The organism is Enterococcus sp. B2E4 (genome assembly GCF_030499455.1).
Taxonomy (GTDB): Bacteria; Bacillota; Bacilli; order Lactobacillales; family Enterococcaceae; genus Enterococcus_D; species Enterococcus_D casseliflavus.
Genome location: NZ_JAUKPK010000024.1, coordinates 1 through 26,120 on the forward strand (window position 1 = coordinate 1; position 26,120 = coordinate 26,120).

The 26,120-nt window shown below is 37.7% G+C and carries 28 protein-coding genes; 25 read left to right on the top strand and 3 right to left on the bottom strand.

The annotated features are described in order from the left end of the window. The 22 genes from Q1X33_RS14815 to Q1X33_RS14920 form a co-directional block, all read left to right on the top strand. Positions 1-175 (top strand): helix-turn-helix transcriptional regulator (locus tag Q1X33_RS14815; protein ID WP_301996794.1); only part of this gene is annotated, 175 nt, incomplete at its 5' end. Positions 176-190: 15 nt separating this feature from the next. Continuing rightward, positions 191-859: a hypothetical protein gene (locus Q1X33_RS14820; protein WP_301969747.1), complete on the top strand. Its 669-nt coding sequence runs from the start codon at positions 191-193 to the stop codon at positions 857-859. 1 nt (position 860) lies between these two features. Further along, positions 861-1,271, top strand: a complete 411-nt coding sequence (locus Q1X33_RS14825) for a DUF6508 domain-containing protein (protein WP_301969746.1) — start codon at positions 861-863, stop codon at positions 1,269-1,271. A gap of 13 nt (positions 1,272-1,284) precedes the next feature. Next, positions 1,285-2,271 (top strand): hypothetical protein, encoded by a 987-nt coding sequence (locus Q1X33_RS14830; RefSeq protein WP_301969745.1) that lies wholly within the window; start codon positions 1,285-1,287, stop codon positions 2,269-2,271. Continuing rightward, positions 2,268-3,281 (top strand): hypothetical protein, encoded by a 1,014-nt coding sequence (locus Q1X33_RS14835; protein WP_301969744.1) that lies wholly within the window; start codon positions 2,268-2,270, stop codon positions 3,279-3,281. Before Q1X33_RS14830 ends, Q1X33_RS14835 begins: the two co-directional genes overlap by 4 nt. An 18-nt stretch (positions 3,282-3,299) precedes the next feature. Next, positions 3,300-3,569, top strand: coding sequence for a hypothetical protein (locus tag Q1X33_RS14840; RefSeq protein ID WP_301969743.1), 270 nt, complete (start codon positions 3,300-3,302; stop codon positions 3,567-3,569). After that, positions 3,569-4,165 (top strand): hypothetical protein, encoded by a 597-nt coding sequence (locus tag Q1X33_RS14845; protein WP_301969742.1) that lies wholly within the window; start codon positions 3,569-3,571, stop codon positions 4,163-4,165. Before Q1X33_RS14840 ends, Q1X33_RS14845 begins: the two co-directional genes overlap by 1 nt. 566 nt (positions 4,166-4,731) lie before the next feature. Continuing rightward, positions 4,732-6,393 (top strand): phosphoenolpyruvate carboxykinase (ATP), encoded by a 1,662-nt coding sequence (locus tag Q1X33_RS14850; RefSeq protein WP_301969741.1) that lies wholly within the window; start codon positions 4,732-4,734, stop codon positions 6,391-6,393. Between the two features lie 73 nt (positions 6,394-6,466). Continuing rightward, entirely contained in the window at positions 6,467-6,895 is a 429-nt protein-coding gene (locus tag Q1X33_RS14855; RefSeq protein ID WP_005230069.1) for a VOC family protein, read from the top strand. Between the two features lie 335 nt (positions 6,896-7,230). Then, positions 7,231-8,061 (top strand): prenyltransferase, encoded by an 831-nt coding sequence (locus Q1X33_RS14860; RefSeq protein WP_005230072.1) that lies wholly within the window; start codon positions 7,231-7,233, stop codon positions 8,059-8,061. Between the two features lie 109 nt (positions 8,062-8,170). Next, on the top strand, positions 8,171-8,863 hold the full coding sequence (locus Q1X33_RS14865; RefSeq protein ID WP_005230074.1) for a response regulator transcription factor: 693 nt from the start codon (positions 8,171-8,173) through the stop codon (positions 8,861-8,863). Then, positions 8,856-9,839, top strand: a complete 984-nt coding sequence (locus Q1X33_RS14870; RefSeq protein WP_005230080.1) for a sensor histidine kinase — start codon at positions 8,856-8,858, stop codon at positions 9,837-9,839. Before Q1X33_RS14865 ends, Q1X33_RS14870 begins: the two co-directional genes overlap by 8 nt. Positions 9,840-9,932: 93 nt before the next feature. Continuing rightward, positions 9,933-10,691, top strand: a complete 759-nt coding sequence (locus Q1X33_RS14875; RefSeq protein WP_005230082.1) for an ABC transporter ATP-binding protein — start codon at positions 9,933-9,935, stop codon at positions 10,689-10,691. A gap of 3 nt (positions 10,692-10,694) precedes the next feature. Beyond that, a complete protein-coding gene (locus Q1X33_RS14880; RefSeq protein WP_301969740.1) occupies positions 10,695-12,668 on the top strand; it encodes an ABC transporter permease in 1,974 nt (657 codons plus the stop codon). A 320-nt stretch (positions 12,669-12,988) separates the two neighbouring features. After that, positions 12,989-13,681 carry a M23 family metallopeptidase gene (locus Q1X33_RS14885; protein WP_005230086.1) on the top strand — a complete coding sequence of 231 codons (693 nt, stop codon included), beginning with the start codon at positions 12,989-12,991 and terminating at the stop codon, positions 13,679-13,681. 127 nt (positions 13,682-13,808) lie between these two features. Next, positions 13,809-14,360, top strand: coding sequence for a CDP-alcohol phosphatidyltransferase family protein (locus Q1X33_RS14890; protein ID WP_005230087.1), 552 nt, complete (start codon positions 13,809-13,811; stop codon positions 14,358-14,360). A 141-nt stretch (positions 14,361-14,501) separates the two neighbouring features. Beyond that, positions 14,502-15,485, top strand: coding sequence for a serine hydrolase (locus Q1X33_RS14895; RefSeq protein WP_005230090.1), 984 nt, complete (start codon positions 14,502-14,504; stop codon positions 15,483-15,485). Positions 15,486-15,772: 287 nt separating this feature from the next. Further along, a complete protein-coding gene (locus Q1X33_RS14900) occupies positions 15,773-16,129 on the top strand; it encodes a hypothetical protein (protein ID WP_010749616.1) in 357 nt (118 codons plus the stop codon). A 165-nt stretch (positions 16,130-16,294) separates the two neighbouring features. After that, positions 16,295-16,597, top strand: coding sequence for an antibiotic biosynthesis monooxygenase (locus tag Q1X33_RS14905; protein ID WP_015509867.1), 303 nt, complete (start codon positions 16,295-16,297; stop codon positions 16,595-16,597). A 58-nt stretch (positions 16,598-16,655) separates the two neighbouring features. After that, on the top strand, positions 16,656-17,120 hold the full coding sequence (locus Q1X33_RS14910) for a hypothetical protein (RefSeq protein ID WP_005230093.1): 465 nt from the start codon (positions 16,656-16,658) through the stop codon (positions 17,118-17,120). Between the two features lie 575 nt (positions 17,121-17,695). Next, complete coding sequence (locus tag Q1X33_RS14915; protein ID WP_005230094.1) at positions 17,696-18,067, top strand: hypothetical protein; 372 nt, start codon at positions 17,696-17,698, stop codon at positions 18,065-18,067. A 204-nt stretch (positions 18,068-18,271) separates the two neighbouring features. Then, complete coding sequence (locus Q1X33_RS14920; RefSeq protein ID WP_241761042.1) at positions 18,272-19,048, top strand: MurR/RpiR family transcriptional regulator; 777 nt, start codon at positions 18,272-18,274, stop codon at positions 19,046-19,048. A gap of 1,036 nt (positions 19,049-20,084) precedes the next feature. On the opposite strand, the gene Q1X33_RS14925 is transcribed toward Q1X33_RS14920, so the two are convergent. Continuing rightward, positions 20,085-20,696: a ChbG/HpnK family deacetylase gene (locus Q1X33_RS14925; protein ID WP_301969739.1), complete on the bottom strand. Its 612-nt coding sequence runs from the start codon at positions 20,694-20,696 to the stop codon at positions 20,085-20,087. A 198-nt stretch (positions 20,697-20,894) separates the two neighbouring features. On the opposite strand from Q1X33_RS14925, the gene Q1X33_RS14930 reads away from it, so the two are divergent. Together Q1X33_RS14930 and Q1X33_RS14935 are read left to right on the top strand one after the other, a co-directional pair. After that, positions 20,895-22,256: a PTS sugar transporter subunit IIC gene (locus Q1X33_RS14930; protein WP_034869387.1), complete on the top strand. Its 1,362-nt coding sequence runs from the start codon at positions 20,895-20,897 to the stop codon at positions 22,254-22,256. 45 nt (positions 22,257-22,301) lie between these two features. After that, the gene (locus tag Q1X33_RS14935) at positions 22,302-23,663 is read left to right on the top strand and encodes a 6-phospho-beta-glucosidase (protein WP_005230099.1); all 1,362 of its coding nucleotides are present in this window, start codon (positions 22,302-22,304) and stop codon (positions 23,661-23,663) included. A 300-nt stretch (positions 23,664-23,963) separates the two neighbouring features. On the opposite strand, the gene Q1X33_RS14940 is transcribed toward Q1X33_RS14935, so the two are convergent. Next, the gene (locus Q1X33_RS14940) at positions 23,964-24,560 is read right to left on the bottom strand and encodes a hypothetical protein (RefSeq protein WP_005230101.1); all 597 of its coding nucleotides are present in this window, start codon (positions 24,558-24,560) and stop codon (positions 23,964-23,966) included. Positions 24,561-24,688: 128 nt separating this feature from the next. Continuing rightward, positions 24,689-24,886, bottom strand: coding sequence for a helix-turn-helix transcriptional regulator (locus Q1X33_RS14945; RefSeq protein WP_338389123.1), 198 nt, complete (start codon positions 24,884-24,886; stop codon positions 24,689-24,691). Positions 24,887-25,657: 771 nt separating this feature from the next. Here Q1X33_RS14945 and Q1X33_RS14950 point away from each other — a divergent pair. Beyond that, on the top strand, positions 25,658-26,071 hold the full coding sequence (locus Q1X33_RS14950) for a VOC family protein (protein ID WP_005230106.1): 414 nt from the start codon (positions 25,658-25,660) through the stop codon (positions 26,069-26,071). Positions 26,072-26,120: the final 49 nt, after the last annotated feature.

Here is a 26,120-nt window from a genome sequence, read left to right on the forward strand (position 1 = left end):
CGTTTCTGAACTTGCCAGACGTATCGGCCAGACTCCACAAAATTTCAATAAGAAATTACAACGTGAAACGGTAACCTTGGATGAGTTGAAAGCCATCGCAGATGTACTGGGTGTCAGGTTTGAGCAGGCATTTATTTTGCCCGATGGAGATGAAATAAAAATATCTAACAAATAAAGGAGGCGGTCTAATATGATGATTAGTCCGGAAAGTTACTATGAAGAGTATCTCAAAGGAAAAACAAAAGAAGAAATAATGACCGCCATCCGAGGACTTAAGCAAGAAATAGGTCGTCTAAAAAATTCTATGGAAAACCCGTATGATGGCATGAAAACTGTTATTCTTCCAAGTGAAGATACCCGCATTTATTGGAGCCGTGAATATTTGGATAAAGCCAAGCAAGCCTATGTTGAGGCTGGCGGAACTTATTCTTTATCAAAGTCTGAAGAAAAGGCAGCCGATTTTGATGCGAACATAAATGATATCCGCAAGATCACCTTCAACATTGGTGGTTACTTTGGCGGTTATAGCACCTATATTGTAGAGTTATCCGAAGAAATGAAAGCATATACGAAGTTATGGGAAGATGAAGAACCACTTTTTTTATTAGATGATAATGAGGAGCCATTTACAAAGAATAGCTACATTGCTGCACTTAAGGAACTTCACATCGGTGAGTGGCGAAGACGTTATACGACTAAACGTTTCGGATACATGGTACTTGATGGAACACAGTGGGAGTTGGAATTCGAATATAACAATGGCCATAAGCCAGTAAAATTTGATGGCGATAACTCTTACCCTTATAACTTTGATAAGTTCCAAATGTTATTTGGCATTGATGATCCTGAGGAGGATTAGGATGAGTAAATTCGATATTTTGACAAAATACATACCTATAATTCAGGCGGATAGCATTGGTGAATGGGTGATTGATAATGAAAACGATGGAACACTGGAACATCCGATACAGATGCCTTTTGTAGATTATTCCGAAATGGTAGATAACTTTATCGATGATGTTTATGCCTTTGAAGAAAGCAATAAAGATATGGAGCTTACCCGTTATGAAGATATTCTCAAAGATAACGGACTTGAATGGGATTCAGAATCTATGAAGAATGCTGATATTTCAAGTTTGAATGCACAGTGTGTGCTTGCGCTTATTATGGGTGCTGTTAGAGCAGAACGCTTTTGCGATGGTGCATTATTAGATTTCTTCAAAAGTGGCTGCATATTGAAGTGGCTTGATAGATTAAAGAATATTGAGTAAAGGGGGGATAAAATTGGATATAAACAAAATGAAAGCTTTACCTTATGATGAGCTGCGTGCATTGTACAGGAACTTCCTACATAGCCAGAACATTTCGCAATTAACAATTAATACTGCTTATACAGATACCTTCTACCTTTGGAGGAAAGGAAGCAAAGACCTATTCTGGAAAGCAGTGACTGATACTGATTTTGAGGATATAGCAAAAGACGAGTTAATAAAGGCTCTTTCTGAGAACTCGACCGGTAATGCTAAATCACTTGCTAATAGTTACTTGTCTCACCTTAGAAGGTTTCGAATATTTTTAGCTTCTGATGGAACTGCCGAGCCATCTGCGCCTACGCAGGAAAAGACTGCTTACCGTGCATATACTCGTAAAAATAAAATGGACATTGACGTTCCTAATCCTTCAATCGAGCAGGTTGAGATTTATCTTACAAAGTGGGACGGCCTTGAGAACTACCACCTGCAGGAGGATGCACTTAATAAACTGTTCTTTGAGCTATGCCCTGAGAATACAGACGTTATCGATATTCTATTAAAGGCATCAACGCTTAATGATTTTTATAGTACTAACATTTTCTCAATCTACCCGGTGGCTAAGCATATATGCGCTTTGGATATCGATTTGAGACTTAAAACTGGTGATGTTACCCTGGTTGGAGATATCCAATATGTAAATATCGGGGATACATTGAAGAATTTTTACTCCTTTGCTTCAAAGTATTGTAGCCATCACAATCCACTTGATTATCCGATTTATGATAGCTATGTAGATGAGGTGCTTCGGTATTTTAGAAATCGTGATAACTTCTCGGATTTTCAAGATTGCGAATTGAAGGACTATGTTAAATTCAAAGGTATACTGATAGATTTCCGTGCCTTCTATGGCTTAGATAAATATAACCTAAAGCAAATTGATCAGTATGTTTGGCTACTTGGGAAGGATTACTTTCCAAAAAATTATGGAAAGAAAAAGAGAGGAGACAAGCAGAAATGAAAATTCACTATTTTCAGAGATACCATGCGAAAGAAAATGTTGCTACAGCAAATACAATGTTGTTGTTATCTCGCCTATATCAATATTCCTCTGATAAGTTTTTTCGCTTTTTAAAGTCGGAATTTTTCTCTGATTCCTTTGAGCCAGAAATCGTATTTAACTTACAAGAGAAGAGTGTTGATAGTATTCCTGATGCGACCATAACACAGGAAAGCTTTAAGATTGTTGTTGAAACAAAAATGTCTGACTGGTTTTATTCTGAACAACTTATGAGACATTTGAATTCCTTTGGTGATGAGAAGTATAAGGTAATGATTACTCTAGCCCCTGAGTTAATGGCAGAAGATAAAAAGAAGATTTTTGAACAACAATTAAAGGAATATAACTCTGCACAAAGTAAACCAGTAATTCATATCAATACAACATTTGAAGGTATAGTAAATGCAATACAGGAAGTAATTGATGATAGGGATTACGAAATGCAGGAGGTTTTGGATGATTATCTGAATTACTGCTATAACGATGGCCTCATTGCTGTTTCAGATTCATGGAAATTTATGAGGATGCAATTGGCAGGAAAAACACTAGATTTTAATGTAAGTCAGGATATTTACTATGATAATGCTGAGCGTGGTTTTCGCGCACACGATTATTTGAGCTTGTATAAAAATAAAAGCGTACGTGCGGTTGGCAAGATTAGTGCTCGTATCACGGCTGTAGATACTGATAATGGTATGCAATATGAAGTAGAGTTTGGCGAATTGACCGACGAAAGAAAACAGAAAATTGCAGATGCAATTATTGATGGTGTTCAACATGGATATGATATAAAAAGTAGTAAGCACAGATACTTCTTTGTTGAAAAATTCTATGAGACTGATTTCAAGAAAATCACACCGAGGCCTCCTATGGGAACGAGGGTATTTGATTTAACACAAATCCTGGAGACGGAACATCTACCTGAAACTAAGGATATTGCAGAGCTATTAAAAACAAAAACATGGAGTTAATAGATTGGAGGATATAAGATGGCTAATTCAAAAGTTCCTGTTGCTACAGCGATTTCTCTATCTTCGATGGATGGAGAGGAGTTTTATGCAGTTATTACTCAGGAAGAAAGAAGTAAGAGAAAGTGGAATATAATGTGGCTGTTCCGAAAAGGATGTGGAGTGGCACATTTTTGCGTGGAGACAAGTGCGGATAATGATGATGGTACCATGACACCAGATGGAATTAAAGCATTGGACGCAATAGGGCGTTTTGATGAAAACAAAGAAATGCTTATCGAGGAAAACTAATGGCTAAAAGAAAACAATATGAAGTACTCGTTATACTTACAAATAATGCGGCTCTCATATGGAAAGAAGCTCGTGGGATTGCACCAGATTCGGCAGCAGATAAGTTGGACGATGCTATGCTCGAATGGCAAAGTGAATTAACAAAAACATTGAAAATTTGGATTGATAAAGGTCTCGCAATGACTACAGGTGAGCTGATTCTTGCTCGTGCAAATCTAGGCGCAGTCGTTGAATCATGGCTGAAATTCTTTTACTGTGTTTATTATGATGATTATTGCAAGAACCCCATTACAAATAATAAAGGCAAAATGATAGAACCAGAAAAAGCCTCGTTCAATGATCTTAAAGATTTTAGTTGTGGAAAGCTATGGGATGATAAAAATTCTCAGGAGTATGTTTGGGTTGATTCTGTACAGCATAAAAGGAATGCAATTCATTCGTTTAGATATAGAGATATTGGAACTACACTGGAATTTTTAGATGATATTAAGCATCTTTATAGTTTTGTAGATAATGTACTTTCACACTTTCCACCACTTGAGGACTGTATCGAGGTATATCCAGCAGGCTATGTGATGAATCCATATCTTGATTGATATGTTCCCTCATACAAAAGCCCTCAGTGGATATGTTCCCTCAAAGATAATTTAGCAGAAAAGTAAAATGAAAATTTTCCTTTGACAGCTATCCACTCATCTCAAAACATGTGGAGTGTGTCGTGTTGTTAGAACGTCGTTAAGAAAAACGAGTTCTTTTCAGTGATTTTGACCGTGAGTTCTTTTTATGGTAATTGTCATAAAGTCTTACGATAACAAAGTTACTAGAGAAGGCGAGTCAATTGAGAAATAAGCAACTATAACCCATCTGTCTATCTAATTACGTCGATTGTGATGTTTGGAATGGATGAAATATAAAACCAGAAACTGGAGCAGAAAGACATTCTTTTTTGTTCCAGTTTTTTTGTTCTTTCTCACTATTGATGAGCGGGGAGAAAATCAATGCAAAAAGCAGGGAAGCTACAAATATGCAGACAGCCAAATCCTTTAACAAAATGGTTTGTCGGCAATTTATAGTTAATGTGTATAAAAATATGGCGTGTGGTGATTAGAAAGTATTATAATAAACGTAGTGAATAGAAAATTTTTGTTAGGAGGGATTGCACATGGCAACGATTCGTGCATTTTCACACAAAGAGATTACACCGCAAAATACGCATTTGTCTAGTTTTAAAGTGTTGATAGAGTCAGCTTTTTATGGGAACAATGTCACTTGGATTCATGATCTAGCCACTGCCTATCACTTAGCAAAAGAATCTTCTGGCGCTATTCTTACGGATATGCCGGTAACACACACCAAGGAGTTAGGACTACCAGAGGATGCAAAAGTCATCGTGTTTAATGACGGAAAAGTGGTTGGACGGACAGCGGCAGCTCGACGCATCATCGGGCATCCTGGAATCCAGCGAGAATTATATGAAGACATTTTGCGAGATGCCTTATACCAAGGAACCCGCAAGCAATTTTATGGTGGTGAAGTTGTTGTAGGATTAGATGAAGCGTTTATGGTCAAAGCTCACCTGTTGATACCAGAGCACTATGAATCCAACTTTTACTCTTATTTGTTGAATTTTCAATTGATGACGAAATCATGGGAAGAAAGGTACCAACGTTCCAAAGAATATCCAGAGACGGACATTTTTTTGTACGCTGATCCAGACTGGTCTCATCCTGATTTTCCTTATGGGCTGTCTCTTTTTGATCCTGAACACAATGTTGCGGCAGTCTTAGGCTTAAACTATTTTGGTGAATTGAAAAAAGCGACATTAACTTTGGCTTGGGCTACCGCGCATCGCCATGGCTTTGTGGCGTGTCATGGGGGAATGAAGCAGTATCAGTTACCGAATCGAACATTTACGATGGCTGCTTTTGGTCTTTCAGGATCAGGAAAATCGACCATCACATTGGCAGAACATGGTGGCAAATATGAGATCAAGGTTCTGCACGACGATGCATTTGTGATTAATCAAACAAGTGGTGCCTCCACTGCTCTGGAACCTTCTTATTTTGATAAAACGCAAGACTATCCATTAACCAACCCAAATGTCCGCTACTTTATCACCTGTCAAAATGTTGGGGTTACTTTAGACGAGAAAGGAAAAAAGGTCCTCGTGACCCAAGATATTCGTAATGGGAATGGTCGAACCGTCAAATCACGATATGTCACACCTAATCGGGTGGACCATTTAGATTCGCCGATCGATGCCGTATTTTGGATCATGAAAGATGACACGCTGCCTCCGGTAGTAAAAATTGACGATCCGATTTTAGCCGCTGTTTTTGGGTTGACCTTAGCTACGAAGCGCACGACAGCTGAACAGATTGTCGAGACCACGGATATAGATAAACTGGTCATCGAACCTTATGCCAATCCATTTAGAGTCTATCCTTTAGGGGAAGATTTTGCCCATTTCATGCACTTGTTTAAAGAAAACCAAACGGCTTGTTACATTCTAAATACAGGCTTTTACAAAGACAAGAAAGTCACGCCTGAAGTCACGCTGACATCGATTGAAAAAATTGTGGAAGGTGAGGCTAAATTTAAAAATTTCGGCGGGATCACCGAAATGAGTTTCCTGCCAGTAACAGGCTTTAAAGTCGATTTTCAAGATGCCTCCTATGTTGCTCATTTAAGAGAGCGGATGCAAGGACGGCTGGACTTTATTTTGGCTCAAGAGACAGAAAATGATGGCTATAATAAGTTGCCTAAAGAAGTAGCAACGGCAATGGAAAAGGTGATTTCTACATTAAGTGAGCTTCCTAGCTAATTTAGTTGAATCAAACTTCCGCAAGCGGCTTTTTTCCTGAAACACTTAATTTGTTAGCCAGAAAGGAGCGAATATGAACATTCAGTTTCACCATATCCAAATCACAGTCAATGATGTAAAAAAAGCAGAAGGCTTTTATGATCAATTATTTGCAGTATTAGGTTTTGACCTTCAGAAGAAATATTCTGGGTACTTAGAACATGCCGATATGGAAGTTGTAGAATATATAGGCGATTCATTTGATTTCGGCATTTGTTCCCCACGAAAAGAATGGAAGAACGAGAAAATCGATTCAAGAAAACCGGGCTCTGTTCAACACATAGCATTTAAGGCGGAAAGCCGCGAAGTCGTAGATGCGATCTTTCCCAAAATAAAAGCTTTAGGGGTAAAGATCCTTCACGATCGACCAATGGAATACAAAGAGCGCATCGCCCCTAACTACTATGCCTTATTCTTTGAAAGCCCAGAAGGCATTCGTTTTGAATTATTTCATTATGCCTGATTCCTTTTACTAAAAGAGTGGGGCATGAACTTGTTGCGTGAGCGTGTTCCTATTCAGGTGATCTTTCATTATGGGGTTCGGATGATCATGCGATTTCAGAGACAAACTTTTTTAAAACCTGTCATCAGGAAAACTAGAACATTCTTTTTAAAAGTACGTCCGTCGGGAAAAAACTATTTGATTTCTAAAATTCATTTGGACAATTCAAAAACAAAAACTTAACTCATGTGTTAAAAAACGTTCGAATTTTTATCATTCTAGAAGCGAGTGCACCGTGGGTCAATGAGGATTATTGGGTTGATTGCACGACACTTAAGAGATGGAGGAAGATCAATATGGATCAGAGGGTTCAGCAAGACATCGAGGCAATCATTTCCCATCAATATGATCATGGCGCCGATTTATGGTCGACGCCAGACCATAAATTACTAAAAGGAGCACCCTTTACGACCTTAGAAAGTCCTCTTTATTTACTTGAACTTGGCATGTCACGTGAGGAGAACTTATTAAAAGAAACAGCCGCATTAATCTTTCAAGGATGGAGAGAAGACGGCAGATTTAAAATTTCTCCGTCAGGGGGGATCTATCCATGTCATACGGCGTTGGCTTTGCGAACGCTGTGTGCTCTTGGTTACACAAGGGACCAGCGGCTGCAACAGACCTTTCACTATTTTCTTGCTACTCAGGAAGCAGATGGCGGCTGGAAGTGCAATAAGTATAGTTTTGGTCGCGGCCCTGAGACCCACTTTTCCACGCCAATGACGACGTTAACGGTCCTTGATGCCTTTCGCTATACTCATGATCGTGAACAGATGGAAACGCTTAAGCAAGCAAGCGAATTTTTGCTTGCTCATTGGGAGATCCGTCAGCCAATCAGTCCCTGTCACTATGGGATGGGTACATTGTTTATGCAGACAGAATATCCCTTTAGAGGATACAATCTTTTTTATTATCTGTATGTCTTGTCTTTTTATCCTTCTGCTAGAAAAGACGCACGATTTTTGGAGGCTTTGCAGCAGTTTGAATCGAAAGTTCAAAATGGCAATGTCATCGTAGAACGGGTCGTACCCAAACTGGGGAAACTGAATTTTTGCCAAAAAGGGCATATCAGTCCCTTTGCCACACAGCGTTACCAAGAAATTCTTGCTCGATTGGCAGAGGATTGAGGAAAAAAACAGCCCTTTGAAAGGTTCCCCCCATCTAGACGATTCTTTTTCTTTTCTGGTACACTGTCTGTAAAGAAGCAAGTGATTAATCAACAGAGAGGAGAAAGACATGCAAAAAATATATCTTGTTGAAGATGATGCAACGATCGTCTCTGTTCTAGCAGAATATTTGCAGCAATGGGGGTACGAATGTGTTTCCGCGAAGAATTTTGCTAGCATCTTGCAAGAGTTTCATGAGATCAAACCGGATATCGTTCTTTTAGATATTTCGCTGCCTTATTACAACGGGTATCATTGGTGCCAAGAAATTCGCAAGAAGTCAGAAGTGCCGATCATTTTCCTTTCGTCGATGGATCAACAGATGAATCAGATCATGGCAATGAACATGGGAGCAGATGATTATTTAACAAAACCCTTTGATTTAGCCTTCGTTTTGGCAAAAATCCAAGCATTGCTGCGGCGGAGCTATCAGTATAGCCACCAACAAGCGCTGACCTTTGAGATAGGGCAAGTAACCTTTTATCCCACAGAAAATGTATTAAAAAAACAGGGGGAACAGTTGCCACTGTCTCCAAATGAAGCTCGGATTCTTTCCTTGCTTTTGCAGCATCGAGGGAAGATCGTAGCCAAAGAGACCATCATTGAAATGCTCTGGAATAGTGAAGAATTCATCGATAATAACACATTAGCGGTCAATATGACTCGCTTGCGAAAAAAATTAAGCCAGATCGAACTATCCGATTTGATCCAGACGGTAAAGAATAAAGGGTATTTGATAGAAAAGGAACACGCCTATGACTAACGTGAAAGAATATTTCGTCCTTTATGGAAAGTTTTATCTCGTTTACCTGCTGTTTAGTGCGGGCCTATTTGGGCTATTCTTTCTCCACAGCCTTTCGTTGGAGCCCTTCATTGACTATGTGGTCTTTTCAGGGGTGATCTTAGGGGGACTTTCCCTTTTTCATTATTTTCGTTACGCACAAAAAAGAAAGCAGCTGCAGCATTTATTAAGAAAAGAACGTATGACGGAAGCGGCGTTGGCGTTCTTGCCTGCCACTCGAAATCGTTTAGAAGACGAATACCAAGCCCTTCTTAAACAATTGGCAAGAGAAAAAACCACTTCTGATTACAAGGCAGCGTTAAAAAATGAAGAAATTTATGAAGATTTCGGCTTGTGGCTTCATCAAATCAAAACGCCTCTAGCTGCGCTGGATCTTTTGGTCCAAAGCGATTCGTTGTCACCGACGGAGGTCAAAGCGGAATTATTTAAGGTGAATGATTACTTGCAAATGATGTTGAATTATTTGCGACAAAATTTAGCGAATGAAGATTTTGTCTTTGAGTCGATTGCTTTAGCGCCCCTCGTTCGTCAAACGATCAAAAAGTATGCCTTGTTTTTCTCGAAAAAGAATCTGCAACTGGACATGGCGGTGGATTTGACAGTGACATCCGATCGAAAGTGGCTCGTTTTTATTTTTGAACAGGTTCTTTTCAACAGCTTGAAGTATACCGAAACTGGTGGCATCAACGTTTTCACTAAAGACAATGCCTTGGTGATCCAAGATAGCGGCATTGGTATTCGTAAGGAAGACTTGCCAAGGGTGTTTGAGAAAGGATATACGGGACAAAATGGTCGCTTTCAGCAACGAGCGAGCGGGCTAGGCTTATATATGAGTCAACAAGCGGCTGAAAAAATCGGCTGCCGTTTAGCGATTGATTCTGAAGTAGGACAGGGAACCATCGTCACACTTCATTTTCCCACCGCAAATAACCGATAGCCGCAAACTTTCAACACTGTAAGTTTGCGGTTTTTATTGTAAGTCGCTTTTTTCTGCCAGTCAGCTTATTCTAAAAAGGAAGGAGGGAACAAGATGACACTTTTAAACATTCAACAAGTAAAAAAAATCTATCAAAGCCAGCTGAACGGACAACCCGTTGAAGCGTTGAAAAATATTACCTTTATGGTAGAAGAAGGGGAATATGTCGCTATCATGGGGGAATCAGGTTCGGGAAAGAGTACGCTGCTGAACTTGATGGCGACGTTAGACCAACCGACAGCGGGTGAAATGCAGCTGAATGGCATCGATCTGACCACGATCAAAGAAAAAGACGCAGCGAGTTTTCGACGGGATCACTTAGGCTTTGTTTTTCAAGACTTTAATTTATTGGACACCTTTTCGGTAAAGGACAATATTTTATTGCCATTAGTTTTATCGAAAGTTTCCGTCAAACAAATGGAAAAGCAGCTTCAGCCCATCGTACAAACTTTAGGGATCGCCGATTTATTGCAGCACTATCCGTATGAATTGTCTGGCGGACAAAAACAACGAGTTGCTGTCGCACGAGCAATCATCACAAAACCGGAACTGCTATTAGCAGATGAGCCAACCGGAGCGCTGGATTCGAAAACCTCTGATCAATTACTGACATTGTTTCAAAAGATCAATCAAAATGGACAGACGATCGTGATGGTCACTCACAGTTCGATCGCAGCCAGTCGCGCACAACGCGTCTTGTTTATCAAAGACGGGTATGTGTTTCACCAGCTGTATCGAGGGGATCGCAGCAATACCGCTTTTCTAGAAGCAATCGCCGAAACAATGACTGCTGTCTTTGCAAAGGAGGAGTAACGAATGTTCTTTCAGAAAATCGCCTTCTCCAATTTGCGTAAAAATGCCAAAGCTTACACACCCTTTTTATTATCTATGAGTTTCTTGGTGGCTGTTTTGATGATGACGCAAATCATCGTGAACAATCCAGGAATGAAGGAACTTCCTAGTAGTCAAAGCGCCATCTTCATGTTTCGTTTAGGAAATATCATCCTCATGATTTTTGCGGCGATCTTTTCCTTTTACACCAATAACTTTTTGATCAAACAGCGAAAAAAAGAATTTGGTCTCTACAATGTTTTAGGACTAGGAAAACGTGAGATCGCCTTCGTGGTCTTTTGGGAACTCTTTTACAGTTTTCTCATTAGCCTTGCCGCCGGACTGATCAGTGGCTTATTGTTTGCACGATTAGGATTTTTGATACTGAAGAAAATCTTAGCCGTAGGCGAGTTCTTTGTCTTCAAACTGTCATTTGAGAGTATTGGCTTGGTGATCCTGTATTTTATGTTCGTCTTTGGTTGTTTATTTTTATTTGACATACTGCAAGTACGCAAAACCAATCCACTTCAATTACTGCAAGGAAGCAAGCGAAATGAAAAAGAACCACGAGCAAAAGGTATTTTGGCACTATTAGGTGTCCTATGCTTAGTGGCAGGCTATACGATCTCTGTGACGATCAAGTCGCCCATCAGTGCCTTAGGCATGTTCTTTGTCGCCGTCGTCCTCGTAATCTTGGCTACCTATTTGTTGTTTATTGCGGGCAGTATCAAAGCATTGCAATTTTTAAGAAAACGAACGACCTATTATTATCAAACGACCCATTTTATCAATGTCTCTACCATGTTGTATCGGATGAAGCAAAATGCGGCTGGTTTAGCAAGCATTTGTATTTTATCAACGATGGTGTTAGTGACCGTTGCTACGACCGCCAGTCTTTATTTTGGACAAAAGAATGTGATCGAAACCCGTTTTCCTTACGATGTTCAAATTGAGTCAGCGGCTGATTCCCAGCAAATCAACACAGCAATTAATGGACTTGAAGAGAAGCTAACGATCAAAGAGCGCCAGCAAGTCACTACAACAAGACCGTTGCTTTTTACCTTTGAGGAACCAAATTTTGTTCCCTCAACTTCTTTTGAAGAAAATTTCGGTAGTTTTGATAAAGCTGTTTACCTTACTTTTCTTACCAGTTCTGAATACCATGGAATCACCGGGAAAACAGGACCGACACAAGATGAACTCTTCGTTTTTCCTGAAACGTGGACTCATCAAGTATTACCAGAAATGACGACGATCGATGAACGTCAATTTCGATTGCAGGAATTGAAAGAACTGCCAACATTCACGAAAACAGAAAACCCGGTTCAGCATCTTGTTCTCGTGGCAGATGATCAGTGGCTTACCGAAAAGCTAAGCTCTTGGTATCAAAACGAAGAGTTTCAACTTTACCAGCAACCTGTGACAACAACAGTCTTTAATTTTCAAACAGCAGAAGCAAGCGATCGTGAAACCATCGCAAAAGAGATTCGCAGTGAACTCCTATCAGCAGATGCCAATGCGAGCGTTGAGTCAAAAGATCTTTTTGAAGTTGAGACAAAAACATTTACCGGCGGCTTCTTCTTCTTAGGCTTGATTTTTGGTGTGATCTTTATTTTAGCTGCCGCATTGATCATTTATTATAAACAAGTTTCCGAAGGGATGGAGGACAAAGAACGTTTCGAGATCTTACAAAAAGTTGGGTTAAGCCATAAGGAAGTCAAACAAGTAATCCAGCAGCAAGTCTTGATGATCTTCTCATTTCCTTTGGTTGTAGCGATTATCCATCTAACGTTTGCTTTTCCGATGATTCAGAAGTTGTTGCTTCTTTTTGGTCTGTCAGATCGCAACTTATTGATTACGGTATCGATTATTTCTGTCCTATTGTTTACAATGATTTATCTGCTGGTGTATTCCATCACCGCAAGAGTCTACTATCGATTGGTGGATCGCAAACAGTAGAGGATGGACAGACGCTATTTTGTCAGACGATAGCTGGATGGATTAGCCGTCACCGACAGGAGCTACAAATATAAAATGTAAGAACACCTCATTCATAAAGCGACGCTCAAAAGTTAGAATTTTTGGTCTAACAGTTTGGAATCACTACATGATTGAGGTGTTTTTTTGATAGGCACGCCCGTTAGCCCACTTTTTAGAGTTGAAAAAAATCCTTAGGTGACCTATAGTGAAAAGGAGTAAAGCACGGGTATAGAGTGCCGCGCGATTGATAGTCATTTCAAAATAAAAGAGATCATGTGATCCAAAAAGGAGAAAGCCCTATGAAAGAGCAGCCGATAACCATTGGATTCCCCTTAAGAGGTGAGTGGCTTGCGCCGACTACACCAGCCGAGAAGATTCCTAGCCATGGTACCGATCGAATGGGGTTGCGTTATGCCTTTGATTTTTTACAAGTTAATTTTGAGGGGAAAACCAAAGCTTTTCATGATCGAAGCTTTTTGCGCTATTTCTTCTTAGGGGTCCCGCTGGAGAGCTGTTATTGTTGGGGCGAAAAAATCTATGCGCCTTGTGATGGCGAAGTCATTGTTGCAAGAGATGGCTATCGGGAACGGAAAATCGTTCACTGGATCAGAGATTTTTCGATCGCTGTAAAAAATGGTTTGTTTTTTAATGAACAAAAAGATGATTATCAACAAATAGCTGGCAACTACATTGTGATAAAAGCTTCTGAGGGCGTTTATATGGCATTTGTTCATCTGCAAAAAGGATCTGTCACTGTTTCCGTAGGACAAAACATCACCAAAGGGATGGTGATCGGAAACGTTGGCCATTCAGGAAATTCGACTTCGCCTCATCTGCATTTTCAAGTGATGGACACAAGTGATATCGCCCATGCAAAAGGTCTTCCTTGCCGCTTTCAAGAATATGAAGTATACCAAGCAGGGGGGTGGACAAAGGTGCAGAATCGGATACCAGGAAGTACGGATCGGATACGATTGTTGAAGGAATACTAAGAGCCAGTTTTGAAACATTCGCATCAGGGCTTGCAGGATGCTCAACTGAAAGAACGTTTAAAAGTCTTTGGACTACTTTTAAGTACGTAAAATAATCTTAGGCTTCAAAATTTGTGAAGAAAATGAAATGCAGGGAGTACAAATGAATTATTTACCCAATATCCTTACCACTTCTCGACTGATTCTCGCACCACTTTTACTATTCCTTCAGCCAATGTCTGGCTGGTTTTGGCTGCTTTATTCCTATTGTTTTTTAAGTGACCTCGTCGATGGGCTGCTTGCAAGAAGGATGAATCTTACGAGTGAGGTGGGTGCCTTACTAGATAGTTTCGCAGATGTAAGCTTTTTTCTCGCAGTTTTTCTTTCTTTTCTACCTCAGCTGTTGGCGGCACATACACTTTGGGTCTGGCTACTAGTGATTGCTATGATTCGTTTTGTCAGTTATCTGATTGGCTATGTAAAATATCGGTCTTTTAGTAGTCTGCATACATGGCTCAACAAAGCAGTCGGTTTTCTTTTAGGTATTTCCCCATTGCTGCTCATGGTGAGTCCTGCAAAAATTGTTGTCTTGATTTTGGGGACCATCGCCACTGTTTCCGCATTAGAAGAATTGCTGATAACGATCCTCTCAAAAAATCTGGATAGAAATCAAAAATCGATATTCGAAAGTTTTAAGTAAGGCACCTCTATCATTGAGGGCCTTTTTTTGCGTATTCATCGTTAATAGTCTTTTAAAAGACCCTTCAAAAACAATTTTAAAAATAACATTGAAAACAATTTTTAATGGTATTATGCTTATCTTTGAAGGGAGGCTTCACAAATGAATAGACAAGAACTGCATGCATGTATCAGTAAAAACCAGCCCAATATTTGCCAAATTGCTGCCTACCAAAATGGAAAGGAAGTTTACTCGGATGAATGGCATGAGTATAAGCCAGAGGATACTTGCCACCTTATGTCCGCTACGAAAAGTATCGTTTCTCTACTAGTTGGGATAGCGATCGATCAAGGTGTCATCCGAAGTGTCAATGACAAAGTACTCGATTATTTTCCAGACTATCAAGTAAAACGGGGCGAAAAAACGATTCAGGATATTACGATCAGACACCTATTAACGATGCGAGCCCCGTATAAATGCAAAGGTGATCCATGGACAAAGGTTTGTTCGAGTGACGACTGGACCAGCGCCTCGCTTGATTTATTGGGAGGAAGAAAAGGGGTGACAAATGAATTCAATTATCAAACCGTTTGTCTGCAGATCCTCACTGGTTTGTTAGCGAAAGCTTCTGGAATGACGACCGTTGATTATGCGAACCATTATTTATTTCGACCTCTTGGTGTAGCCGAACTGACCAATTATTATGCGGAAACGGCACAAGAGCATAAGCACTTTACGATGAGCAAGGCACCAAAAAAACCGGTTTGGTTTTGCGATCCTTTAGATATTGGCACTGCAGGTTACGGGCTTTGTCTTTCAGCAAAAGATTTAGCCAAAATTGGTGAGCTATGCTTGAACCAAGGCATCCATCAAGGACAACAAGTGATTTCTTCACAATGGCTCACTGAAATGGTCAATCCGCTAGAGACAAACATAGAGAAACTTCAAAATATGAGTTATGGGTATTTATGGTGGATCTTGGATGCTGAGAAAAGCACCTATGCCGCCATCGGCAATAGTGGAAATGTCCTTTATATTGATCCCGAATCAGAGACTGTTATCGCCATTACGGCGTATTTTAAGCCAACTGTCTTTGATCGCATCGACTTTATCGAGACAGAGCTAAAACCTTTCCTTTTGCACTAATGAGCGTTAAGAAAAAGCAGTCTGCTGTCAAAAGTTGATTGCTTTTTTTGTAGGCGAAAGCTTAATGATCCCTTTTGTGACTATGTCAGGCAGGTGACCTACTGATAAAGCTCGGCTGCTAGCCTTTTATGAAATTATAATTTAGCAATTTGATCCCGCAGGTAGCAGGCTAAATCAATAATAAACGGAAGATAAATGAGAAATGAATAAAATGACCAAACTATCAACGACGTAAACTTGGTATACTATAATTGAGAAGAAAATCACAAGTGAAAGGAGCGGTCGGGGTGTTTTCAGAAATCAGTATCTATCAAGTGAAACCCAGTAGTGTTGAGACCTTTGAAGCAGTCATGCAGGAAGCAACAGAGGCAATGAAGGCCATGGAGGGGGCTTTGTTCTTTCGATTAATGAAACGAACCCATTACATCAAAGAAATGAGGACCATCAAGGAAGGTCGCCTGCCAGATCCATTGACGAGAGTCATAAAATGTGTGAAATATGCTCACTATTGGGAGTTTGATAGCGAAGAAAATTATGGCAAAGCTCAAAAAAAGTTGTATGAAAGTTACTGGAAAGCAATGGAGAAATGTTTGATCGTTCCCCACGACAAACTATTGGGGGAAGTTCTTGAGTGCTCGCTTTAGTACCAAATGCTCTCCTTCTGAACGGACTTTTTGTTGCAACTGTTAAGAAAGGACAGGGTAGAAATACAACGGATGTTAAAAAAGTCATTTGAACGTTTGAATGGAGGACTGGTATTTTTTTTAAACACTCTATTTCTTGAAGGAATCTAAAAGGAGGAAGCCCCGATGGCACAGGTTGCTTTTCATAATTCGTACAAATTAAAAAAAGGCGTTTCAACAGCGGAATTTGTTCGTGTCGTTGAACAATTAAACCGAGAATACATTTCCAAACAAAGAGGATACCTTTCTTTTGAATTATTAGTAGATGGAGAAACTTGGGCGGACATCACCAAGTTCGAAACGAAAGAAGATGCGGAAACATTTGCCCGATGCGGCACGCCTAATGCCTTTGCACAAAAGTTTTATTCATTCATCAATCTAAACAGTTGCACCTCTCACCTATACACCATTGAAAAAACGTTCCAATAACTAGCCACTATGGAATGAACAGCTCAAAAAACAATTCATATGAAAAGAGGAACTTCTTATGACAAAACCAGCAGAATGGTATCAAGGAAAAGCCGGTCGGGCAGAACATTTGGTCTATTTAAATAAGGAAGCCAAAGAGCTTGAGAAACTGATTCACGGTGACAAAACAATGATCATTCGGGGGGCAGCCGGCAGAAAATCACCTTTAGGAGGAAGAGCCAAAATCAACGATCTTGTGTATTTTGTGGAGACCGGCGGTGATTTGACCATCACTCATCGGGGCATCATTGCCAACGTGATTGAATCTGAAAAGATGACGAAAGAAGAATCCATAGATTTTGTAAAACGCTATGAAAAAGAGTTGAATTTATCGAAAAAACAAGTCGATCGTTGGGCAGGGAAAAAGTATCTAGCGGTCTATGAAATCGCTGAATTAGAAGAAATAACACCATTTCAGTACAATCGTGAAAAAAATATGGATGATTGGGTCATCACAGATGATATCAACAAAATCAAATTGTAACGTAGCGAAAACCTTAAAAAACGAAGCGCAAAGGAGTTGAGTGGAAGGATGGAAGGCAAAAAGCAATTGTTTCGAGACAAAAACGTGAAACCAACAGAGCAGCTGATTGCAGAATCACTAAGAGTCGGATACAAGATTTAAAAATGAATGGGTCGAACGGTTCTATTATATTCCAAAATCAATGAATTTATCGCATGCTTCATTTAAAATGTGTCATTTTGGGTTGATCAGAAAGCATTGCCCTTGATCATTTTGGATTGAGGAGTTGTCAATATTCAAACAGAGTCAGAATACTTCATTCTGACTCTGTTTATTTTTTTGATTTGACTCAGTCATTGATCAAATAATCATAATCTAAAAGTCGTAAGTTACGCCATAAATCTTTTTAACTTTTATAATGCTTGTACAAAGTCAAACTTTAAATTCTTGTTTTTTAACAAAATCAGTGGAATCATGGCTCACGTGTCCTAGAAATGATAAGATTAATGTTAATTTGCATAAAATATTCATTTTTAAACAAAAACAATAGAATATTTGTTATAATTAGAAAAAATTCATTTAAGGAGAGATAACTATTGAGTAAAAGAAAGCTTTTTATGTCTTTATGGTTTGTTACAATTTTAGTTTGGATTATTGCTTTGATTCGTTTTGAGATTTTTCTGATCCAACTTAGCAATTACAGTACCGGAGGATTTGGCTATTTGTTTGGCGGATTTGAAGTTCCTTTTGTCCTGCATGGAATTATTTTATTAACTATTGTTAGTTTAGGGGCTTGGTTGTGGTCATTCTTTCCAGCGTTACTGTCGTTGTATTCGAAAGAATTAGTCGTTGCGAAAAATAAATTACATGAAATGACTGCTGAAAAAGAAGAAGATAAAGTTGATTCAGAGAAAAAAAGTGATATGAATGATGCAGAAGTAAATTTGAAGAATGATCAGGAACAATGAAGTGGTAACCTGTGATAATCTTTGAAGCACCTTTAATATGTTGTTTCAGCTCTAGTATTATTGGTTTTTGCGGAAAGATTGCTTAAAATAGAAATTTATTTTAGCTGATTCCTTGCTTAATTTTTGAAGAGTTTCATTTTTGGAATATGGTAAAAGACAAGATAAAATTTTAGGAAAGTTTGAGGAGAGAAATGATTGTTCAACATGGTTATTATTTTATTGGCTACACTGAATAGTGAGCCTATCGGGACAAATGATTATTGGCTTTCAAAATTTATTTTATGTCATTTAAAAGAGATCCATAAATATAATATTTCTGACCTTGCAAAAGCATGCTGTGTGTCAAATTCCAGTGTTTCTCGATTTTGTCGAAAAATCGGCTTTCAAAATTTTAATGAGCTGAAACTTCAGTTTTTCCAATATACAAATACAGCTGAAAAGAAATTTTTCTATCCAGGAGTTCAATGTTCTAACTTTAAAGATAGTTATATCGATGGAATCATTGAGAATCTCTTGCTCTTAAAAGAAAGTATTTGTGTGACCGACTTACACAGACTTGCCGAAGATATAGTTAATTATCCAAATGTAGCAGCATTTGGGTCATTGCATTCGCAAAGTGCAGTTTTGAATTTTCAGACCGATCTTCTTTCCAGCGGCATTGTTATGGATACTCGCATCTGTTTTCAAGAGCAGCTTGAATACATGGAACAAGCTGACTGTAATACGTTAATCGTACTTTTTTCAAGAGGAGGGAGTCATTTAAAGCGCTTCTTACTTCATCATCTTCAATTAAGTAAAAGAAAGCGCCCTAAAATCGTTATGATTACAGCAAATAAAAACTTGGCCTCTAATAAGTATATTGATCAATTTATCTATTATGATGAAAAAGAAGGATTTACGGCCTACCCCTATGCCGTCGAGGCTATTAAGGGCGTTTTAGTTTTAGAAGTATATCGTTTAGTGAACAAAAAAAAATTATAAATTTGCGAAAATGATTCATAGGCTCCAAAGAAAGTAAGCTATGGTAAAGTGAAGATATTTTGCCTTGATAAAAACTAAGTAAAAGATAAAAAGTAGTGAGGATCTGAATTACCACTAGTCATTCATTGGTCAATGCAGCTTAAATTTCCGCTAAAAATCTAGTGACTTAAGAGTAAGTTTTAATAAAATAAATTCGTTTGCGCCTTTCAGATCATGTCAACAGCTGGTAGTGATGAAACTAAGAAATAAAAAAGGCAGAAAGTGCGTTTCCTGAAAAAGGAAGCGCACTTTTTGATGATTATAATAAAATAAGAAACTAGCATAAGAAAAATGTTATCTAAGAAAGATATTTTGTGGTCTAAAGTTCAAAGGAGTTATTTTAGCTAATCAAAGAGATCGATTTCAGTCCTTGGAAGTTATGAAAATGCGTTGAACATCCGCAGGATTTTTCAGATGTTGAATGTTCCTTAAGCAATATTTGATAAGTTTCCTAAGTGAAAATAGCTGAAAGTGAATATCCTTTTTAAAAGGAATTACTGCTGTTTTTATGGAACAGTATGAAAGTTATTGACTGATTGAAAGATCCGAAGTAGTAAGTGAAAAGAATTCTCAAGTAATAGAAATATTAGTCTATGATGCTCAGTTCAGAGATACTGAGCATTCTCGAAATAAAGATATTGTATTATTTTGAAATTTCCTCTTAAATAAACAATACTTTTACAATTGATTTTTAATCTGTTAAGAACTATTTAAAGATTATAGAAAGATGTGTTTATCTAATTATTAAAGCATAACATTTCTTGAAAATCCCTCTCTATAAATTAGCTGAAAGTCTAACTGTTGACATCTGCATCATGAGACTTCTCTTTTTTTGATATAAAGAACTATAATTCTCGAAAAGTTATCAGATCAATATTGCGCTCGTTGAGTACCTTTTTTGTTTTAGAGGATTGTAAGGTGTCAACCTCAACGGCTCGTTCATAAATATAGCTACTGTTGTTTAAAATCCACTGGTCTAAGTAAGCAGGATGACACATCATTTCGTAAGAATGATTTTGTTTAAAAGAAACAGATGAAAAAAATCAGGGGAAATTGTTTTTCCATAAAAAGAATTGAGAAAATAATCAGCATATTTAAGTCCTTTCATAAACGGTAAAGTATATTCTATTTGTGCTTGCGTCCATGTTCGCGGATGAAATCGAATAGCTAGTTGAAATTCTTTAGCAAGTTGAAGATAGATTGGAAAAATATTAATCATCATGTGAATATGGTGATGAGAATCGATATGGGTGGGAGAAAGCCCCATTGAGTAAGCTGCTTCAATTTGATTACGCCACTCTATATATACTTCTTTTGGGCAGACATTGATTGAATTGGTGTTCAAATTATAACGGTTAAATTCATTATCATCTCCTAAAAGACTTGGAATCTTCGATTTTTCTGTTAGGGGTTTTCCTATGTCTAATGAAAGATGAACACCGATATCAAGTGATGGATTATTATTAGCTAATTGACACGCGTGTTGAAACGCATTTCCGGTCGTAAGAATGGTTGCAGCTGTGACGACTCCATTTTTGAAACAATCGATAATCCCGTAGTTTTGACCATTACTTAATCCGAAGTCATCTGCATTAATGATTAATCGCATTTATTTTACTCCTCTCGAAAGTGAATAGTTAAACTCTAACTCATAATCAGTAAATCAAATGGCAATTTTTAAAATTTGGAAATTTTTTTCATATAATGGAAATTCAAGTGGAAGTCAAAACACAACTATTATACTAGGAATTGCAACATAAATGGTTTATCTGATCAGACGAACGTAAAAAAAAAAGGAGATGAATGAATGGGGTTTATGGAAAAGTTTAATCATATCGCAGAAAAAAGTTTATTACCAATTGCAAATAAGCTAGCGGCGCAAAGACACTTGACGGCTTTGAGAAATGGTATGGTATCTTCAATACCATTATCAATTCTGGGTGGTGTAAGCTTAATAATTGCAACACCTCCTTTCAATCCAGACCAGTCAGGGGATGGGAATTTTTTGACTCGTTTATTAACTATTTGGTATGAGTGGGCACAAAGAAATTCAGAAGTGTTAAGGCTGCCTTTTATGATGACAATGGGATTGATGGGATTATTTATCGCTTTTTCTATTGCGTATAATTTAGCTCAAGAATATAATATGCCGCCTCTTGATGCATCTATCGTATCGACAGCTGTCTTTTTAATTGTGACTTCACCAGCATTTTCAGGAGTGCCTATTCATCAGATAACGGAGAGTACTTCTTTTGACCAATACAGCGAGTTAAGCACTCTAAGTTTACCTATGAATTATTTGGATGCAAAGGGAATTTTTACGGCCATTATTGTTAGTTTTGCTTGTGTTGAAATCATGCGGATATTAAAGGAAAAAAACATTCGATTTAAGATGCCTGACGGGGTACCGCCAGCTATTGCTTCATCTTTTGACGCCATTTTACCTCTTTTTTTATGTATAGGCTTGTTTTATAGTGCAAGTTTAGTCACTCAATCTTTATCTGATGGCAAATTAATACCAACGCTTATTATGACTCTTTTAGCTCCAGCTATGACGGGACTGGATTCGCTAATCGGTATTTGCTTAATTACTTTTTTAGCTCAGTTGTTCTGGTTTTTCGGTCTACATGGTGCTAGTATTACACAGTTTGTTCGCTTGCCTTTTATGAGTGCCTATATAATTGCCAATGCTACGGCATTTCAGAATGGAGAACCTTTGCAATATTATTTTACCCAACCGTTTTGGTCCTATATTATAGCTATTGGAGGAGGAGGATCAACTTTGGCGTTAGCTATTCTTATGCTCAAAGCCAAATCAGTCCAAATGAAGCAGTTGGGAAAACTATCGATCGTCCCTTCGTTATTTAACATCAATGAACCGCTTATTTTTGGAACTCCGTTAGTTTTAAACCCAATTATGATGATTCCTTTTCTTTTTGTTCCCGTAATTAATGCTATTTCAGGATATGTGTTTATGTATTTCGGATGGATTGGGAAGGGGTTTGTTGAAACTCCTTGGACGACACCGGCTCCAGTTGGTGCAGCTTTAGGAACCATGGATATTCGAGCTGGATTATTTGTTTTGGGGTTAATTGTTTTGGATATGGTTCTTTATTATCCATTTTTCAAAGTGCTAGATCAGCAGAGTTTGATAACGGAAAATAAATAGAAAGTACCAACTATATTTTAAAGCTAATGAAAAAGGGAGAAGAATATGACTAAAAAACAGCTGAAAATCGTCACAATCGGTGGCGGGTCTAGTTATACGCCAGAGATTATTGAAGGGTTTATTGAAAAGAAACTGCAAGGGCTTCTGCCTATTCAAGAAATACATTTAGTCGATATAGAAGATGGAAAAGAAAAATTGGACATTGTAGGCGGACTAGCACAACGAATGGTGGAAAAAGCGGGAGCAGACATTCAGATTCATCTAAGCCTTGACCGCAGAGAATCACTTAAAGGTGCCGATTTCGTAACGACTCAGTTTCGTGTAGGATTACTGCCAGCCAGAATCCGTGATGAGAAAATCCCCTTAAAGTACAACTTAATTGGGCAAGAAACTAATGGAGCTGGTGGAGCGATGAAAGCCTTGCGAACAATTCCTGTTATTCTAGACATTTGTAGAGATATGGAAGAACTGTGTCCAGAGGCCTGGTTAATTAACTTTACCAATCCTGCAGGAATCATAACGGAAACTGTGCTCAAACACTCTTCTATAAAGGTTCTAGGCCTATGCAATATTCCCATAGGAATGGTTAATAAAATTGCTAAATTATACGAAACAGATACAAAAAATGTGAAGATTGAATTTTCAGGATTGAACCATTTTGTCTTTGGGAGGAATATTTTTGTGAATGGATGTGAAGTGACAAAGGAAGTGATTGAAAAGATAAAAGATGGCACAGAAATTTCAGCAAAAAATATTCCCAATTTTTCTTTCCCAGCCGACATTTTGGAGGCTGTTGGGATGATTCCAGCGGGTTATTTAAAATATTATTATACCAGGGAAAAAATGTTGGAGGAATGCAAAAGAGCCGCACAAGAAGAGGGAACTCGCGGAGAAGTAGTTACTAAAACAGAAAAAGAACTTTTTCAATTATATAAAGACAAAAATTTAGCTGTGAAACCAAAGCAATTGGAAGAACGAGGAGGTGCTCATTATAGTGAAGCAGCGGTTAATTTAATTGATTCCATATATAACGGAGATGGTGAAATTCATTATGTGAATGTTAGAAATAATGGCACTATTTCTGATTTGCCAGATAACACAGCCATTGAATGTAATTGTATAGTCACACATGATGGTGCGAAGCCACTAACGGTCGGGAAGTTAGAGACTAGTGTTCGGGGACAGATTTCATTAATGAAGGCATATGAAGAATTGATTATTCAAGCTGGTGTTACTGGTGATTATTCGGCAGCTCTTAAAGCTTTTACAATTAATCCATTAATTAACGATAGTGAGAAAGCCAAAGCAGTATTAGTGAATATGTTGTGGGAAAATCAAGAGTATTTACCACAGTTTAATGAGTGGTTTGAGAAAATGAGGAAAGAACAAGTATCTAACTTTTCTTAGCACATCGTTCCCTCGTTTCAGCACCGTATATACGCAATGCTGATAATGAATGGCAGGACAAAGTATGCTTTATTAACGTGAATAGCTGTGGATTTTTGCAACTAATCCGATAGACTGAAAAGCCAATATGCTATATTCTAATAGTTTACTATAAAGGGTAAAGTTCTCTCTTGCGGTGACTTTACCCTTTGTTCTTCAAGAAAGGTAAAAACCTACTATCAATGTTTTGAATGTTTTTTCGCAACTTCAGGGACTAGGTGAAAATCGTTTTATTTTATTGTTGACATTTGGTGCAACAGATTATTTTTTTATTGAAATGCCATGTTTATTTACAAATTTACAGATGGAATAATATTCATCATTCCACCCTAAAAGTTTGAAAATGTTAATTAAAGATTCAAGATATCCTGGCTGATATTGTCCGTTTTGAAGCTTATAACAAGCAATTTGGTAGATGATCTTAGCTCGAATAGAAGATGATGAAAGATTGTTAGTAGAAGATAAATTTGAGCTTACTTGTGAATATTTGAGTGCCAAAGGATAATATGTTTCAAAATCTAGCGAATAGGTTGCCAAGTTATTTAGCAGAACACATGAAATTTCTTCATTTCGATAAAAACAGTATTTTTTTTCTATAAATGCTAAAGCCCTCTCGCCCAAGAGTACTGCTGATTCAATATCAAACATAAAAATACAATTGCAAATCAGCGCCAGTTCATAATATGTCCATTCTTCAATCTGAATTAAATACTCTTTGATTGGATCTAAATAGATTCTAGCTCCTGTATAGTCATTATTATTTTTTAATAAATGTAAAACAGATAAAGAGATTAATTCAACATGATAGAAGTAAATATCTCTATATTTTTCATTTAGGTTTTTCGCTTTAAAAGACAAATCACGCAGCTTTTTTTAATTTTTGAGTTTCACTGCTTCAGCGAGTTCACGTTCTATTAACGTTTTTTTTTCTAAATAATCATTCTCCATCAAAAGAATAAATTCATCATATTTTACATTTAATCTGTTTAATAAATCAAAAATTTTTCAGTAGAAGGTATCTGTGAGCCGCTCTCAATATTTGATAATTGAGATGTGGACATAAGGTTACTGCTTAGCTCTCTTAATGTCATACCTTTACCAATCCTTAAGTTACGAATTGTTTTTCCGATATAGTCTCTCATTAAACGATTCCTTTCTCTATAAAAGTGAAAAAGATGTTTCATTTGTTTATTATTGTAACTATTTTACCATATTACATAAAACTTCCATTATAATGAATGAGAAATGTGTTGAAAGGAGAAATGTAAAATGTGGGAATGGTTAAATGTAATTCTAAGTATCTTTATTACTAAATGACAAGTTAGTCTTTTATTAGTAAGAAAAAGCAAAATTCTATTGGATGGTAAATTGAAAATGTTCTGTTTTGAAGCAGTTCATTCTCTTCAAGGAATCAATAACTTTGTTTAAGGTAGTATTGATCTTTGCTTATAGTTGGAAATATGCTAAATGATATCGGCTATTATCTTTCAAACACAAAAATGTGGATTAATAATAGCAAGTGATCAATCATTACGAAATCTAGAAAAGCTGTACATGCACGATACTTCCCCGAACTTTTCTATTTTTCCTGATTGATCCCTTTTTAGTTATACGGTAAATTCTATGTATAGATGGCTCATAAGAAGTTTAAGAATGATTGCTGAATAATGCGCTATTTTAAAGGTATAAGTTCATTTTAAAAAAACTAAATAAAGATCGTGACCCTAATAACCTAATTTCATGATTAACAAGGAAAAGCCAATCAGTAAAGTCTAAATTCAGTTCAACTCATCTGATTGGTTTTTTTTATTTGAAACCATTAGGATAGTAAGGAAGATTTATATGATAGTCGCAGTTTAATAATTCCCTTCTGCGAATGTGTAATTATGAATAAAATATGTTAAAAAGTGTTTTTGAGCAGATTAAAGTAACAGACAGAAAAGGAGAAAAGACAAATGACTATTCAACGAATCACAGCTTGCGTTCAAGTCAAAGGAGACTATCAGAAGTGTTATCATTTTTATACGGAAAAAGTTGGTTTGGTACCAACTTATGGCGATGAGTCAGGTCCTTATACAAGCTTTGCATCGAAGAAAGAGGAGGCGCCTTTTTTTGGTATGTTCCAAGTGGATGCCGTGATCGATCAAATGGAGGGCTATCCGAATTCGGATAATCGGATTTCATCTGATACGCTTTCGGCAACGTTTCACACCACGGATTTTGAAGAAGATTATACGAGAATGAACAATGCTGGTGTAGTGTTTGAAGTGAATAAAACCGTTTTGGGGGAAGGGTACCAAGCTTTTCATATTGCCTATTTCCGCGATCCAGAAGGAAATTTGCTAAGCTTGGAGGATGGCGGTGTCTAAAGAGTTCACATACAAAAAGAATCAGAAGAAAACTTAAAGAAAGATTTAT

Bases quoted from the DNA above. Each gene is read 5' to 3' on its own strand.
- Q1X33_RS14820 (WP_301969747.1), top strand. From the start codon at position 191: ATGATGATTAGTCCGGAAAGTTACTATGAAGAGTATCTCAAAGGAAAA.
- Q1X33_RS14825 (WP_301969746.1), top strand. From the start codon at position 861: ATGAGTAAATTCGATATTTTGACAAAATACATACCTATAATTCAGGCG.
- Q1X33_RS14835 (WP_301969744.1), top strand. From the start codon at position 2,268: ATGAAAATTCACTATTTTCAGAGATACCATGCGAAAGAAAATGTTGCT.
- Q1X33_RS14840 (WP_301969743.1), top strand. From the start codon at position 3,300: ATGGCTAATTCAAAAGTTCCTGTTGCTACAGCGATTTCTCTATCTTCG.
- Q1X33_RS14845 (WP_301969742.1), top strand. From the start codon at position 3,569: ATGGCTAAAAGAAAACAATATGAAGTACTCGTTATACTTACAAATAAT.
- Q1X33_RS14850 (WP_301969741.1), top strand. From the start codon at position 4,732: ATGGCAACGATTCGTGCATTTTCACACAAAGAGATTACACCGCAAAAT.
- Q1X33_RS14855 (WP_005230069.1), top strand. From the start codon at position 6,467: ATGAACATTCAGTTTCACCATATCCAAATCACAGTCAATGATGTAAAA.
- Q1X33_RS14860 (WP_005230072.1), top strand. From the start codon at position 7,231: ATGGATCAGAGGGTTCAGCAAGACATCGAGGCAATCATTTCCCATCAA.
- Q1X33_RS14865 (WP_005230074.1), top strand. From the start codon at position 8,171: ATGCAAAAAATATATCTTGTTGAAGATGATGCAACGATCGTCTCTGTT.
- Q1X33_RS14870 (WP_005230080.1), top strand. From the start codon at position 8,856: ATGACTAACGTGAAAGAATATTTCGTCCTTTATGGAAAGTTTTATCTC.
- Q1X33_RS14875 (WP_005230082.1), top strand. From the start codon at position 9,933: ATGACACTTTTAAACATTCAACAAGTAAAAAAAATCTATCAAAGCCAG.
- Q1X33_RS14880 (WP_301969740.1), top strand. From the start codon at position 10,695: ATGTTCTTTCAGAAAATCGCCTTCTCCAATTTGCGTAAAAATGCCAAA.
- Q1X33_RS14885 (WP_005230086.1), top strand. From the start codon at position 12,989: ATGAAAGAGCAGCCGATAACCATTGGATTCCCCTTAAGAGGTGAGTGG.
- Q1X33_RS14890 (WP_005230087.1), top strand. From the start codon at position 13,809: ATGCAGGGAGTACAAATGAATTATTTACCCAATATCCTTACCACTTCT.
- Q1X33_RS14895 (WP_005230090.1), top strand. From the start codon at position 14,502: ATGAATAGACAAGAACTGCATGCATGTATCAGTAAAAACCAGCCCAAT.
- Q1X33_RS14905 (WP_015509867.1), top strand. From the start codon at position 16,295: ATGGCACAGGTTGCTTTTCATAATTCGTACAAATTAAAAAAAGGCGTT.
- Q1X33_RS14910 (WP_005230093.1), top strand. From the start codon at position 16,656: ATGACAAAACCAGCAGAATGGTATCAAGGAAAAGCCGGTCGGGCAGAA.
- Q1X33_RS14920 (WP_241761042.1), top strand. From the start codon at position 18,272: ATGGTTATTATTTTATTGGCTACACTGAATAGTGAGCCTATCGGGACA.
- Q1X33_RS14925 (WP_301969739.1), bottom strand. From the start codon at position 20,696: ATGCGATTAATCATTAATGCAGATGACTTCGGATTAAGTAATGGTCAA.
- Q1X33_RS14930 (WP_034869387.1), top strand. From the start codon at position 20,895: ATGGGGTTTATGGAAAAGTTTAATCATATCGCAGAAAAAAGTTTATTA.
- Q1X33_RS14935 (WP_005230099.1), top strand. From the start codon at position 22,302: ATGACTAAAAAACAGCTGAAAATCGTCACAATCGGTGGCGGGTCTAGT.
- Q1X33_RS14945 (WP_338389123.1), bottom strand. From the start codon at position 24,886: ATGAAACATCTTTTTCACTTTTATAGAGAAAGGAATCGTTTAATGAGA.
- Q1X33_RS14950 (WP_005230106.1), top strand. From the start codon at position 25,658: ATGACTATTCAACGAATCACAGCTTGCGTTCAAGTCAAAGGAGACTAT.